The organism is Brevibacillus nitrificans (assembly GCF_003710965.1).
In the GTDB taxonomy this organism is placed as follows: domain Bacteria; phylum Bacillota; class Bacilli; order Brevibacillales; family Brevibacillaceae; genus Brevibacillus; species Brevibacillus centrosporus.
This window is the reverse complement of record NZ_RHHU01000011.1, coordinates 249,153-263,435: the sequence shown is the minus strand read 5'-3', so window position 1 is coordinate 263,435 and position 14,283 is coordinate 249,153. Positions and strand designations below refer to the sequence as shown.

Genomic DNA, 14,283 nt, shown 5'->3' with positions numbered 1-14,283 from the left:
GTTTATGACTTCAGCAAAAAGTCTGTATTTTCTACAATAATAGTGAAAGTTAAGTAAACAGCGTTTGGCTCTTGTCCAGCGCGCGTCAGATCCGAGGAGGCTACCCCATGCATCAAGCGAACATTGCCCATCTGAAGAAAGATGTGGCTCCTTATGAAAAAACGGATACGAGAGCAAGTATTCGTCAAGTGATCAACACGATTGGACCACTGATCTTGCTTTGGTACGCGGCTTATCTTTGCCTGTCTGTTTCGTATTGGCTGACCCTTCCCCTGACGCTCGTCGCTGCCGGGTTTACGGTCCGCACGTTTATCATCTTTCATGATTGCTGCCATCAGTCGTTTTTCAAAAGCCGTATGGCCAATGACATTCTTGGAAATATTACGGGTGTTTTGACCCTTTGTCCGTATGAGCAGTGGAAAAATAGCCATGCCATCCACCACGCAACCAGCAGCAACCTCGACAAACGCGGAGTGGGCGATATCTGGATGATGACGGTCGAAGAGTACGTGTCTGCACCGCTGTGGCATCGTATCGCTTACCGTTTGTACCGCCATCCCATCACATTGTTTATTTTCGGACCTACTTTTGTGTTCGTTTTCCAATACCGCTTCAATCGCAAGGGAGCACGCCGTAAAGAGCGTCTCAACACGTATTTGACGTCTGTCTTGATTGCCAGTTTATACGCGCTGATCATCTGGGCCATCGGCTGGCAAGCGTTTCTGATGATTCAAGGTCCGATCTTTTTCTTCTCGGGCTTGATGGGTGTATGGCTGTTCTACGTCCAACATACCTTTGAAGATTCCTACTTTGAAGAAGAAGCCGAGTGGAGCTATGTAAAAGCAGCAGTTGAGGGAAGCTCCTACTACCAGCTGCCAAAGGTTTTGCAATGGATTACGGGAAATATCGGGTTTCATCATGTGCATCATCTAAGTCCTAAGGTTCCGAACTACAACCTGGAGAGAGCGCACAACGAGACCAAGCCGCTCCAGATGGCCACGACAATCACCTTGAAGTCCAGCTTGAAATCACTGCGCTTCCGACTGTGGGATGAAGAGGCGAAAAGATTCGTCGGCTTTCAGGATATTCGCCGTCCAGCTGCTCTTGCCGAGCCAATGGCGGAAACAATCTCCGGACCAAGACCGAGCTTGGAAGGAAAATAACCCTGCCATTCCCCCTTCGTTTCCGCTACACTTAGCGTAAGTGCAAAGAAATAGGTGGGCAAATATGCAGAAATGGTATCAAATTCTTCATAAAAATACGGGGCTAAGTCCGTATGTCTGGGTGGTCTTTTACATCCTTCCGTTTTATTTCATCTTCCGGTCCTCCTCCACGTACGAAGTGGTGATTGGGATCGTGATGATCTTGATGTTTTTTGTATGCTACGTGCTCTCCTTTTTGTCGAAAGGATGGGCAGTCTACTTCTGGACGAGTTGGCAAATCATTATATCGATTGCGATGACCGTCCTGTTCGGCTACGTGTACTTTTCTCTGTTTCTGGCGTTTTTTATCGGACACATTCAAAACAAGATCGGCTTCTTTACTCTGTACACCATCCATTTGATCAGTACGGTCGTCACGATCAATATGGGCTTCCTATCGAAAAATGCGGAGTTCTTCAACCAGCTGCCCTTTGTCCTCGTCAGTCTCGTGGCTGTGATTTTGCTTCCGGTCACGACCTATAACTGGAACAAGCGTGAGAAGCTGCAAGGTCAGCTGGAGGACGCCAACAAACGGATTTCCGAGCTGGTCAAACTGGAGGAGAGGCAGCGAATCGCTCGCGATCTGCACGATACGCTGGGGCAAAAGCTGAGTCTGATCGGGCTGAAAAGCGACCTCGCCTCCAAGCTGATCAGCAAAAATCCGGGCCGAGCGCAGACGGAGCTGGAGGAGATTCGGCAAACGGCGCGAATCGCTCTGAAAGAAGTGCGTGATATGGTCACGCAGATGCGCGGGACGCGGCTGGAGGACGAAGTGTTTCGGGTGCGGCAGATCACGAAGGCTGCCGAGATTGATTTTGTGCTCGAGGGAGACCCAAACCTGCAGAATACCTCGCTGATGACGGAAAACGTCCTCAGCATGTGCCTGAAGGAAGCTGTCACCAACGTCGTCAGGCACAGTGGTGCGACGATTTGCTCTGTCGTCATCGAGCCTTTGCGCACCGATCTTCTGCTCAAGGTGAAAGATAACGGCATCGGCATGGCAGAGGAATGCGCCTATCTGCGCGGAAATGGTTTGCGAGGCATGAAAGAACGTCTCGAATTTGTAAATGGAAGCATGGAGATCGACTCGGCTCAAAATGGCACTACTGTTACGATCAAAGTACCAAACGTCTTCAAACAACCGGAAAAGGAGGCTGGGGTATGATTCGTATCGTCATTGCTGAGGATCAGCGGATGCTGCTGGGTGCGTTGGCTTCGCTGCTCGATTTGGAAGAGGATATGAAGGTCGTGGGACGGGCGAGCAACGGCGAGGATGCCGTCAAGCTCGTTCATCTGCATAAACCGGACATCTGTATCATGGATATCGAGATGCCGATTAAAAGCGGGCTGGATGCGGCAGAGGAGCTGAAGGGCTGCGGCTGCAAGGTGATGATTCTCACGACCTTTGCCCGCCCAGGCTATTTTGAACGGGCGCTGCGTGCAGGCGCGAACGGCTATTTGCTCAAGGACAGCCCCAGTGAGGAGCTGGCCAGCTCGATCCGCAGCATCATGGCAGGCAGACGGATCTACGCCGCCGAGCTGGTGGACGAAGCGTACGGCCAGGAAAACCCGTTGACGGAGCGGGAAAAGGAAGTGCTGGAGCTGATCGCCGACGGGAAAAACACCAAGGAAATCGCCAGTCAGCTTTTCCTCACCACCGGGACCGTTCGCAACTACATCTCCGTGATTCTCGACAAGCTCGGGGTCAGCAATCGCATCGAGGCGATTACGCATTTTAAAGAAAAAGGCTGGTTTAAATAAAAGGAGCTCGGATCATCCGGCTCCTTTTTTCTTGTTTATGGGCAAAATGATGGAGGAAAGTTCACGGAATGTTCACTTATGAGGGACCCTTCCCCTGTTATAACATGACAAAAAACAAAGAAGGATGATGCATAGGTGACGAACAAAATGCTTGCGGATGCAAGGCTGCCTAGAAACGGAAAAGAAGGCATCCTGTTTTTATTGATTATCTCAATCATTTCGGTAAACACGATCGCCCCCATTATTGTGGGACTGGAACGTGGCTTTAGTAAGGAAACGTACTTAGAAACGCTAAAGATTCTTCCGATTATGTGGATCATCGCCGTTTTATCCGTACGGTTGATTGCAGGACCGATTGTGGGCAAGCTTTTGCCAAAATTCGTGGGACAGACAGATAGCTTCAATGCCCGCGTCCTATTCACGATTTTATTAAATGTAACGGTGATATCCCTTTGGTTATCGATGATCGGAACCTGGGTGGGGATGAGAGAAATCAGCTTGGCCCCGTTTGAAAGGTTCCTGCATATTTGGCCGAGAAACTTCGGCATCGCTTTATGGATTGAACTGTTGTTGGCACAGCCTATAGCGCGATTCGCCATGAAGAAATTACACGAGAGACAAGCGAGAAAAGCGGGAGGAGCCATTTCGTAGAAAGCGGATACGTGGAGCCCGAATAAGTAAGGCAGCCAGCAAAAGCACCGGCTGTCTTTTCGTTTCTCCCTACTAGATGAGGTTACACAAAACGCGGAGAGCGTTCTTTATTTCGCTACGACAGGGAGGGTTCGCGGAAGTATTGCAGCGGGTTCTCCTCCGTTGGAAGTACAGCACCAAGCTTACGAAGAACTGCCTCGGCAAATTGGAGATAGTTGGAGCCGGTTGCGGTAATCACGTTTTTATCGATGACCAGCAGCTCGCTTCGTTTGTTTTCCCAATTCATGACTTCACGGTACTCAAGGTCGGCAGGCTCCAGTGAGGCCGTATACGTAATCTCCTGTAAAATGCCTGCTGCACCGAGCAAGGAAGGACCGCCGCAAATGGCTGCAAGCAATTTTCCCTGGTCATAGAAGGCGCGAATCACTTTGATCAGTTCTTGGTTTTGCAAAAGAGGGTGGGGCGAGCCTCCGGGTATAACCAGTGCTGCGTACTCGTCTACCACGATGTCATTCACAGATAAGGCAGGGAGGTAGCGCATCGTCGATAATCCGGTAACGGCTTCGCCTTCCGATTTGGTCGAAAACGTCACGAGGGTGTAATCCGTTCCCTTGAGCGCCGTTAAGAGAGTCACGATTTCAAATTCTGCAAAGGAATCATAGAGGAACAGCAATATTTTTTTCAAAGAGATCACCCTTTTGAATGAAGTGGGAGCAGCTGTATTTTTTCGATCAAATCCATTTGATTAGTATATAGCGCCATTTCTATTTTTTACAATGTTCTCTCCTTAACGTGTGAATATTCGCGTCGATAAACGATATTCTGTAGATACTTTGTAGCTATCGAATATAGAAGGTGCATGACATAACACAATAATGATAGACACATTAAGTTAGTTCGTTACTATTCCACGATGCGTCGATGACTCAATTTGTAAATTGATCTATAATCTTGAGTTGATATATCAGAAAGCATCGATATATTGGCTAGAGAGCTAACTGAGTTAATCAGGGAATCGCATAAGTAATATAAGGCGCCACAGAATTGCTATAAAAATGCAGTGTTAAATAAAATTTTAGTCTAAACATAATAACTGTGATCAATGAAGTTAATCCTTTACTAATGAGCAAGGGCATTTTAATTGGAGCGGGAAATTATACTTTGGATGACTGAAATGGAATAGGATGGTATTCTTTAAGAAGATGAACATACTTCAAATTTTGAATCGGTGGTGATTTCACAATGAGCGAAACTGATAAACCGCAAAGTTCAGTTGTCCAAATGCCCAACTCAGTAGAAAAGGAATTGCTAAGTCCAGAGTTTCATGAATTTATGGCTGAGTCTATGCATCGTAGCTTCATTGATCCCATTTTCAAAGGAATCAGGCAGTTTAACCGGACCTCCATGTATGACAATGTTGCTATTTTTGTAGATTATGACAATATTTATTGGACTCTATCCAAGGGTTACATGCATGACCCCGATTGTGAAGACCCGTCCAAAAATCTGTTCGAAAAATTAACAAGTACATACAATCGTGATAATATCCGGGTTTTCAAATCATACGCCGATTATGAGCAGATCAAATCAAATTTGACTAGTCTTCAGAAAAAACGGATTCAGATTCGTCATGTTTACGCAAATGGAAAAAAGGAGCAAGGCCGGAAAAATTCATCGGATATAGAATTGTGTCTGGATGCAATCGAGCTTTGTAATGAGAATCCAAACATTTCTTGCTTTGTGTTCGTAACTGCAGACAGCGATATGATCCCAATCATGAGCCGACTAATGTATAAGGGTAAACGGGTTGAACTCTATTCGATTTCTTCCGCTACTTCAAAACAGTTTGATATGAATCGTTATGCTCATGAGCATGTTGATCTCCTTGATTTTCTTGGAATCGAAACAAAAGAGTATGATCTTGATACGTTAATCGAACCAGCACTACGTGCAATTAAAGGGTGGACGGACAAATACGAGACGGACAAATCAAGGTTCCTAGGTGATCCTGTGTTAAAGGAATTGTTTCAAAACGAGCTTAGCATTCCACAAGACATAGGTAGCCAGTTAATTGAGCGTTTGGTAGTGGAAAAGTTGATTGAGAAACAGTCTAAAGAATTCTTTCACCGTAATTTAAACCAAACAAGTAAAAAACCAAGCAATAAATTGACTACTAAAGGATTGGAAAAAATTAGTACAGTTTCAGATGTTGCGATTGCTGAAGTTAAGTCTGGGGCAAGCCAAGCAGCAAGTGCTAAAGAATAGTCCTTGACAATTACACAGTCATTGATAAAATGAGTAATATATTCGCTAGCAACCTTCCGTTGATAGCATTCGTTCGTTTTAACTTTCGCTCTTTTTCACTTTCGTTCGCAAAAGGCAGGGATTATCCCCTGCCTTTTTGCTTTTTCTGAGATAAAATACTGCATTGACATATCTACATTCCAATCTCAGCTTGCTTACCCCCAGTTTTGACGGACTCTCATTCGTTTTTTGCTCCCTACCAAAAAAACTCGCATTGACAGTCAATAAGGCAGACTTCGTTCATCTGGGTGAAGGCATTTTTTATGTGTTCGTTTGTCCAGAGGATAACGTGACAGCAACGAGAAGAGCCCGCGATGAACGTGGGCTCTTCTCGTTGCTTGCCTGAACGGGGCCAGTCTATTACACCTCTTGCAGCTGGCGAATCACTTCTGCAACGAATGATTCTGCGGGCCGCAGGCGACCCTTTTCCTGAAGGATATGTCCTTCCTGCATGCGTTTGTCCAGCCAGTCGGTAATCCAGCCAGGGGCATAGCCGCCTTGACGGAATTCACCACCGGTACCGAAGGCGATCATTTTCTCATAATTAGCCACATACTGTTCGCGGCTGGTATCGGGGTATGACTTGGTGTATAGCCAAAACTGCACATCGTACATCAGATACGACAGCTCATCCGCATGAAAAGAAAAATGGCCTTTTTCTTCCACAATTCGTGTGCAGATCCTGCGTATTTTCTGTTCGATCTGGTCCACTTCCGATACGCGGGTGCAAAGCTCCTCGAGCAGGGTGGAAAATTTCCCGTGGCTGACTTTGTATAGGTCAGCTTCCTTGTCCTCCGCAGAGGTATCGAATTCTTCTTCGCTCACCAAGCCCATGATGAACGCTTCGAAGTTTTCAGCGAGGAAAGTAATTTCATAATCATCCTCTTGATCGACGTGTATCACTTCAGGTTCACCGTCTCTGCCGCATGCCCGATAATCTAGCATCACTACGTCATGACCTGCTGATGGACAATCGCAGATCACCACGCCAATGTCGGGATACCCCCATTCTTCTATCATGAACCGACTGCCGAGATCCCCGCAGAGGGAATAGCTTTTCTCGCGCCCAATCCCCAGAATGCCTGAAATCGCAATATGATCTTCTGCCCATGAGGTCGCCTCCTCTGTTGGAAAGCAGGTGTTCTTCGGTATTCCGCCATTTTGCTGCTTCATTAGTGCAAGATAGGACGAGGGCAGCTTGTATCCCAGCTCTTCCTCGATAGAGGCGATGACTTCATCAGTGGGTGGCTCGGATTGATAGGACTCGCGCGCGTATTCACTGTCTTCCCAAAAGTCAGCCAGTGACATTCCTGAAAAGGGAACCTGCTTTGATTCAGACCCTTGGGACTTCGAGGCGGCTGCTTTTTTTGCTGCCATCCGCTGTTCATACTTTTGCTGTTTGTCCACCTTTCGCAAGCTCCATTTTAAAAACAGCTCGGTATTCGGATCTTCCGCTTCCAGCCTGTCTGCATCTCGAAATGCCTGTACGGCTTCCTCATACCTTTTGAGGTGATAATAAGCAAAGCCTACCCGAAAATGCCACAGTGGATCTTCTTTGCCTTTGTCAGCAATTTTATTCAATTCCCGGAGTGCTTCTTCAAATAGTCCTAAGTTGTTGTACGCTCTGCCGAGTCGGTTGACTGCCTCATAGTCCCGTTCCTCCTCGGAAATGGCTAAGAGCAAGTCCACAATTTCCTGATGCTCGTCTTCTTCGTGCAATTGGCTCAAATGTTCCATAAGTGATTGGTCCATGGCCGCCTCCCAAACGGTTATTTTTCGTTTGAATCGAAAAGGGGCGAGCAGTCTGCTGCAGCCCTGATCATGAACGAATTTACATGGGCATGCTTTCCACCAAACATAACGAGTATAGCAAAATAATGGAAATGATACGACCTGATTCCAGACGGGAGAGGGGGAAATGAAAAAAGCAGGGCAGCCCCGCGGTCTACACAGACTGCTGGGGCTGCCCGATTTTTTTCGAAGCAAAGCGAATGGCCTGACTGATCAGAACAGGCAGGACGGAGATATGACTTTCATCTGGAAATTCCCGATAGGTGACCCAGACGTTTTGGTCTTGCAGCAAGGACAGGCGCTCGTACATCTCAGCTGCTTTCTTGCTCAGCTGGCTAGGGTGGCTGGCTTCCAGTTCGCCAAGACCAAGGAACAAGCGGATCGTTTTCTTTTCCTCGAGCATGCCCGTAAATGCCCGTTCTTTCTCCAGCAGTACCCGTTCGTTCCAATGAATAGATGGACTTCCGGCAATGTAATTCTGAAAGCTGTACGGACGGGAGAAGAGGGCGTAGAGAACGAACAAGCCTCCGAGCGAGTGGCCGAAAATTGTCTGTTGCTTGGGATCGACTGGGAATTCCTTTTCGATCATCGGCTTGACCTCATCCTCGAGGAAGTCCAGAAAGTACGCGGCGCCGCCTTGCTCTGGCCATGCACTGCCATCCGGGCTCGCTGGCAGCTCGGACAGCGGTACGGGTGATGTGAAGTCGTAATGGCGCTGGATATGAAACGGCATCTCGGTAGGGTAGCCGATCCCGACGATGACGGAAGGGTAGACGCCTGTTCTCTCAGGAAAGCGAGATTGGGCGCGGACTGCTTCCGTCATGGTTCCGAATACGGAGTTGGCGTCCAGAAGGTAAATGACGGGGAAGCCTTCGGGAGGCGGGGCTTCGACTGGGATGCTGACAAAGAGATGGTACTCCCTGTTTCGGGAGTGAATCACTTTTTTGTGGGTGCGGGGAATTGTTACAGGTACATCCATTGGAGTAACTCCCTTCCATGGGATCGTCGATATTCGTTGGAATGACTGGCTCGTTGGTGCGTAATTTGGTATACTCCTATTAATTGTAATTGATAATCATTATCATGTATAGATGGAGTTTACGAAGGTTGAGGTGGTAGATATGGATTCATCCACGTTTCATCATTTTTTGGAGAACGGGCTTGGGGATGTTTTGTTCAAGCTGCGGGACATTGAATGGGTAAAAGGAGATCGTCACGGGCGGCTGCAGCAGCAGTTTACGCCCTCGTACGTGATGGTTGTCGTCACGGGAGGCAACGGGCGATTGACACTGGAGACAGAGGGACATCAGCTGCGCAAGGACGCGGTTTACTTGTGCCCGCCTCACGCTACCTTTGGGATCGATTCAGAATCATTGGAAGAAATAGAGCTGTTCCTTTTGCGCTTCGATGTGTACAGCGAGTCAGCAGAGCATTCTCATCTCATACAGGGAGAAAAGCTGGAAGCCTTCATTGGCGAGATTCCTATCCAATCCGCAGGACAGCTTGGAATCCTATGTCATACCATACTGGGCCACTGGCAGCAGGAGGATGGCTTTGGCCGCTTTCAGGGACAGCTCGCCTTCTCTGAATTGCTCCTGCATATTTTCAAGCACCAGAACTTTATCGGCAACGATTCCAAAAATGCGGTAAAGCTCGCGAAAGCCTATCTCGAAGAACATTATGCGGAGGATCTGTCGATCGAGCAGCTGGCCCGAATCGCACAGGTAAGCCCTAAATATTTCGTCGATCTGTATAAAAAGACGTTTGGCATCAGTGCAATGGATTATCTGGGGGAGGTGCGGCTGAACAAAGCAAAGCAGCTGATGGCGAAGTCGCCGACAAAGCTGCGAGACATCGCTCATCAGGTTGGCTATCATGACGAGTTTTATTTCAGCCGCAAGTTCAAAAAAGAAGTAGGCGTGTCCCCTACCGTCTATATGAAAAGCCGCCAGAGAAAAATAGCGGTCTATCATGCCCCGCTCATGGGTTATATGCTGGCTTTGAAGATGATCCCGTATGCTGCGCCGCTCCATCCGAAATGGACGGCTTACTATCACAAAATGTATCGAAACGATGTCCCCGTACACCTGAGCGCCTTTCGTCAAATGCAGGATTGGGAAGCCAATATCGAGACACTGACAAAGGCTCGGCCGGATCTTATTTTGAGCCTGGATGATCTGACAGCGGTAGAAAAAGAGCGGCTGGAGGAGGGAGACATTCCTGTTTTTACGATTCCGGCTGGGAAGAGCTGCTGGCGGGAGCAATTGCTGGCTACAGCTGAACGGGTAGGGGAACAGGCAGAGGCGGAAAGCTGGCTGCGTGCTTTCAACCGAAAGACGGAAGAGCGGCGAGAACAGCTTCATCGTGTCATGCAAAACGAGACGGTAGCCATTCTCCGCATCTGGAAAGGGAGCATGTACCTTCACTGCAATCGCAGTATGGGAGAAGTTTTTTACGGCGATTTGCAAATGAATCCGGCATTTCCCAGCGATGCCCGCGAATACGACATGGAAATGACGCTCGAGCAGCTGGCCTTGCTCGATCCAGAGCATTTGCTGCTTCTCATATGCCAGGAGGCGGAGACGCTAGAGTATTGGAAAGCTTTGAAACAGTCAATAGGCTGGAAGGAACTGAAAGCCGTGCGTGCAAACAAGGTATCCCGCATACCCGCTGATCCGTGGAGGGAGTATTCCGCCACCGCGCATGATCGATTGGTAGACGAGGCGTTTCTGCTGCTAACAGGAGATCGTCCCAAATAGTTCTGGATTTCGTCCATGGTCGTGGGTAGGTGGATGCTTTACAATCTGCATTGATAATCATTATCAATAAATGAAGTATCCAATGTAGAGGGGGATCATCGATTCATGAAAAAGCTTTATCTCGGCTTGAGCATGGTTGCCTTGTTGGCTATGGCACTTACGGGCTGCGGAGGACAAAAGGAAGCAGCAGCTCCAACGAACAGTCAGGCAGCAGCCCCAGCAACTGAAAAACCGGCAGAAACAACGAATAAACAAGAAACTCGTACGATCAAATATCTGGACAAGGAGTACACAGTCCCTGCAAAAGCAGATCGCATCGTAATCACGGGCAGCATGGAGTCGATGGAGGACTCTTTGGTACTCGGCGTCAATCCGATCGGAGCGATTTCCGTAGGCGGCAAGTTCCCTGAGATGTTTGCTCCGGTGACATCCCAGGCACAGTCGATCGGGGAAAAGACCCAGCCCAACCTGGAAACGATTCTGTCGCTAAAGCCAGATGTAATCCTGGGGTCGTCCAAATTTCCGCCAGAGGTTGCTCAGAAATTAGAGAAAATCGCACCGACGTTTCCCGTATCACACATCTCTACCAACTGGGAAGCGAATCTGCTTTTGCTCGGGGAGCTGACTGGCAAGCAGGAGGAAGCCCAAAAGGCCCTGCAATCCTATAAGGATGAAGCAGCTGCTGCCAAAGCAAAGCTGGGGGAAGCATTGAAGGACAAAAAAGTAGTCGTCATTCGGATCCGCCAGGGCGACATCAATATTTATCCGGAGAAGGTCTTCTTCAATCCATCGCTGTACACTGATCTGGGTCTGGCCGTACCCGCAGAAGTAAAAGCGGCGAAAGCACAAGAAATCGTTTCGCTGGAAAAGTTCAGTGAACTGAATCCAGACTACCTCTTCGTTCAGTTCTCGCCGGATGAAAATAAAGACAATCCGAAAGCGCTGGACGATTTGCAAAAAAATCCAATCTGGCAAAGCATTACAGCAGTGAAAAACGGGAAGGTGTTTGTGAACGTGGTCGACCCTCTTGCACAAGGCGGTACGGCATGGAGCAAAACAAACTTCCTGAAAGCTGCTGTCGAAAAACTGTCTGCCAACTAGGGAAAGCGAGTTAGGCTGATGCCAACGAGAAATACCGTTCCTGTTGTGATTTTATCCCTCGCGCCTGTTGCGATTGTGCTGGTCATTCTGCTCTCTGTCTTGTACGGCGCAAAAGATATCGATGCCAGCACGGTCCGGGACGCGTTTTTACGGTTTGATCCCGGGAATGTCAACCACCAGATTATTATGCATTCCCGGATTCCGCGGGCCGTCGGGGCTCTCTTGATCGGTGCATTTTTGGCTATATCAGGTGCTCTGATGCAAGGGATGACGCGAAACTACCTGGCATCGCCGTCCATCATGGGGGTAACAGATGGCTCCGCTTTTGCCATCACCCTGTGCATGGTGCTGCTGCCACAGTCTACCACCACCGAAATGATAGCAAGCTCCCTGATCGGCTCCGTATTTGCGGTATTGATGGTCATGTTTCTGGCCCGGTTTCTGCCTAATGGCATGACGCCGGTAGGGATGGCGATCATTGGTACGATCACGGGTACATTTCTCAGCGGGCTGTCTGCAGCGATTGCTACGTACTTTCAAGTCTCGCAGAGCGTCAGCTTTTGGTATAATGCTCGGCTGCATATGCTTGAGCCCGAGCTGGTGAAGCTTGCCATTCCATTCGCTGTAGTAGGAATCGTCCTGGCAATCTCCATGTCCAAATCGATTACGATCCTGGCACTGGGAGAAGAGATTTCCACAGGTCTAGGTCAACGAACAACAACGGTCAAGGTGCTCGCAACTGCCTCTGTCGTGATTCTTACGGGAATTTCCGTGGCGCTCGCAGGCAAGATCGCCTTTGTGGGATTGATTATACCGCATGTCACCCGTTTTCTGGTGGGACTGGATTATCGGTGGATCGTTCCGTGTGCAGGTGTTCTCGGAGGGGTATTCCTTGGCCTTTGCGATGTGCTGAGCCGCTTTATGAACTATCCGTTTGAAACTCCGATCGGCGTTGTGACTTCCATCATTGGTGTGCCCTTTTTCCTCTATCTGATCTACAAGAAGGGGGGAGGAAGGCATGGATAAACCAGCGGGTACAAGGCTTGCGGTCATCTGGAGCGTCACCGTGCTTCTGATCGCAGCAGCACTTTACATCAGTCTGACCAACGGCGTTTTTGACATGAGCGTGATGGACGTAATCCGCACCCTACTGCGCATCGACCCGATACCCGAGCATGATCTGGTCATCTTTGACTTTCGGCTGCCGCGCATCGTCATTGCCGGATTGGTCGGCATGAGCTTGGGTGTCGCCGGGGCGGTCGTACAGGGAATCACGCGAAATGGACTGGCTGACCCGGGGATTCTCGGGATCAACGCAGGTGCAGGCTTCGGCATCGTAGCGTTTATGTTCCTTTTTCAAGGACAGCTCAAAGCCGCCGATTGGATGTCTGTGTTCAGCATGCCTCTTTTCGGATGGATCGGCGGTGTCGGAACAGCGCTGATCATCTACTGGCTTTCCAGGCACAACGGCGTTCTGGATACGCAAAGGCTGCTCCTGGTGGGGATTGCCATCGGCTCAGGTATGGGGGCAGGAACACTCTATCTGTCACTCAAGATGGATGCCCAAGATTTTGAAATGGCTACCGTCTGGCTGACCGGGAGCATTTGGAATGCAGATTGGTCCCATATTACTTCCATGCTCCCATGGATCGTCCTGCTCTTGCCCCTGCTCATCCGAAAGGCGTATTATCTCGATTTGTTCCAGCTGTCGGAGCAAAGTGTGATCAGCCTGGGGGTAGCTACGAACAAGGAGCGAAATAGACTGCTGCTCGCAAGCATCGGCTTGATTAGCGCATGTGTCAGCGTCTCCGGAAACATCGGCTTTGTCGGGCTGATCGCGCCTCATGTGGCAAAGCGTATCGTTGGGGTTCGCCACCTGCGGGTTCTTCCGCTGTCAGGGGCGATCGGCATGCTCTTGGTCATCGTGTCTGATTTTATAGCGAAAACCGTTTTTACTCCTGTTGAACTGCCGGTAGGGATCGTCATCTCGATTATCGGAGTCCCCTACTTTTTTTACTTGCTGGCGAGGGCAAAAAGAAAAGGCGGGAAGGCGTAGGCAATGAGGCTTGTGAGAGATAAGGAGGGAATCTGATGGACCTGGTCCAGTTATTGCGAGAGCGCCGTTCCATTCACCGCTTTGAGGATCGCGAGGTAGATCCGGATCTGGTAGCCGAGCTTTTGGATACGGCTGTCTGGGCGCCAAATTACCACATGACGCAGCCTTGGCGTTTTATCCTTACGTATGGAGAAGGGCGCCGAAGAATCGCGGAAGCTGTACGGATCATGAAAGAGAAACGCGAACCAGATGCCTCTAGGAAGAAAGAGGTCGGTGAAAAGTTTTACAACAAGATCATGGCGATTCCGATGCTGATGACGGTCATCATGCAGGAGAGCCAAAACCTGATTGTACGCCAGGATGATTTCGCTGCGACGAGCATTGTGATTCACAATTTCAGCTTGCTCGCGTGGGAAAAAGGAATTGGCCTTACGTGGGAGACGTATCCGTGGATTCACGAGCCAGAGTTTCGTGAAGCCATGGGCATCCTGCCGGGAGAAAAGGTGCTGGGAAATCTCCACATCGGCTATCCGGCAGCAATCCCTCAGGCACAGCCGCGTGTACCGGCGGCAGAGCGGATAACGCGGGTAGATCGGGCATAGCCGGAACAAATCGAAACGAAAAGGAAAAGGCAATCCGAAGGTCAGACAATGGCTGA

The 14,283-nt window shown here is 49.2% G+C and carries 13 protein-coding genes; 10 read left to right on the top strand and 3 right to left on the bottom strand.

The window, feature by feature from the left end; all coding sequences use genetic code 11:
* The first annotated feature begins 107 nt into the window (after nt 1-107).
* The 4 genes from desA to EDM59_RS19235 all read left to right on the top strand — a co-directional run bounded on the left by desA (nt 108) and on the right by EDM59_RS19235 (nt 3,614).
* Complete coding sequence (gene desA / locus EDM59_RS19250) at nt 108-1,163, top strand: Delta(5) desaturase DesA (protein ID WP_122925097.1); 1,056 nt, start codon at nt 108-110, stop codon at nt 1,161-1,163.
* Between the two features lie 64 nt (nt 1,164-1,227).
* On the top strand, nt 1,228-2,367 hold the full coding sequence (locus EDM59_RS19245; RefSeq protein WP_122925096.1) for a sensor histidine kinase: 1,140 nt from the start codon (nt 1,228-1,230) through the stop codon (nt 2,365-2,367).
* A complete protein-coding gene (locus EDM59_RS19240) occupies nt 2,364-2,963 on the top strand; it encodes a response regulator transcription factor (RefSeq protein ID WP_092267240.1) in 600 nt (199 codons plus the stop codon). The genes EDM59_RS19245 and EDM59_RS19240 overlap by 4 nt, the downstream gene beginning before the upstream one ends.
* 147 nt (nt 2,964-3,110) lie before the next feature.
* Complete coding sequence (locus tag EDM59_RS19235; protein ID WP_122925221.1) at nt 3,111-3,614, top strand: DUF2798 domain-containing protein; 504 nt, start codon at nt 3,111-3,113, stop codon at nt 3,612-3,614.
* A gap of 115 nt (nt 3,615-3,729) precedes the next feature.
* Here the strand turns inward: EDM59_RS19235 and EDM59_RS19230 are convergent, their stop codons facing one another.
* Complete coding sequence (locus tag EDM59_RS19230) at nt 3,730-4,299, bottom strand: DJ-1/PfpI family protein (RefSeq protein ID WP_183192954.1); 570 nt, start codon at nt 4,297-4,299, stop codon at nt 3,730-3,732.
* A 557-nt stretch (nt 4,300-4,856) separates the two neighbouring features.
* On the opposite strand from EDM59_RS19230, the gene EDM59_RS19225 reads away from it, so the two are divergent.
* The gene (locus EDM59_RS19225; protein WP_246011121.1) at nt 4,857-5,879 is read left to right on the top strand and encodes an NYN domain-containing protein; all 1,023 of its coding nucleotides are present in this window, start codon (nt 4,857-4,859) and stop codon (nt 5,877-5,879) included.
* Nucleotides 5,880-6,278: 399 nt separating this feature from the next.
* On the opposite strand, the gene EDM59_RS19220 is transcribed toward EDM59_RS19225, so the two are convergent.
* Both EDM59_RS19220 and EDM59_RS19215 read right to left on the bottom strand, forming a co-directional pair.
* Nucleotides 6,279-7,670: an SMI1/KNR4 family protein gene (locus tag EDM59_RS19220; protein WP_122925094.1), complete on the bottom strand. Its 1,392-nt coding sequence runs from the start codon at nt 7,668-7,670 to the stop codon at nt 6,279-6,281.
* A 193-nt stretch (nt 7,671-7,863) separates the two neighbouring features.
* Nucleotides 7,864-8,688 carry an alpha/beta hydrolase gene (locus tag EDM59_RS19215; protein WP_122925093.1) on the bottom strand — a complete coding sequence of 275 codons (825 nt, stop codon included), beginning with the start codon at nt 8,686-8,688 and terminating at the stop codon, nt 7,864-7,866.
* Nucleotides 8,689-8,830: 142 nt separating this feature from the next.
* On the opposite strand from EDM59_RS19215, the gene EDM59_RS19210 reads away from it, so the two are divergent.
* The 5 genes from EDM59_RS19210 (at nt 8,831) to EDM59_RS19190 (ending at nt 14,227) form a co-directional block, all read left to right on the top strand.
* Nucleotides 8,831-10,468: an ABC transporter substrate-binding protein gene (locus tag EDM59_RS19210; RefSeq protein WP_122925092.1), complete on the top strand. Its 1,638-nt coding sequence runs from the start codon at nt 8,831-8,833 to the stop codon at nt 10,466-10,468.
* A 105-nt stretch (nt 10,469-10,573) separates the two neighbouring features.
* Nucleotides 10,574-11,569, top strand: a complete 996-nt coding sequence (locus EDM59_RS19205; protein ID WP_122925091.1) for an iron-hydroxamate ABC transporter substrate-binding protein — start codon at nt 10,574-10,576, stop codon at nt 11,567-11,569.
* 18 nt (nt 11,570-11,587) lie between these two features.
* Nucleotides 11,588-12,595 carry a FecCD family ABC transporter permease gene (locus EDM59_RS19200; protein WP_122925090.1) on the top strand — a complete coding sequence of 336 codons (1,008 nt, stop codon included), beginning with the start codon at nt 11,588-11,590 and terminating at the stop codon, nt 12,593-12,595.
* Nucleotides 12,588-13,625, top strand: a complete 1,038-nt coding sequence (locus EDM59_RS19195; RefSeq protein ID WP_122925089.1) for a FecCD family ABC transporter permease — start codon at nt 12,588-12,590, stop codon at nt 13,623-13,625. Before EDM59_RS19200 ends, EDM59_RS19195 begins: the two co-directional genes overlap by 8 nt.
* A 35-nt stretch (nt 13,626-13,660) precedes the next feature.
* On the top strand, nt 13,661-14,227 hold the full coding sequence (locus EDM59_RS19190) for a nitroreductase family protein (protein WP_122925088.1): 567 nt from the start codon (nt 13,661-13,663) through the stop codon (nt 14,225-14,227).
* Nucleotides 14,228-14,283: the final 56 nt, after the last annotated feature.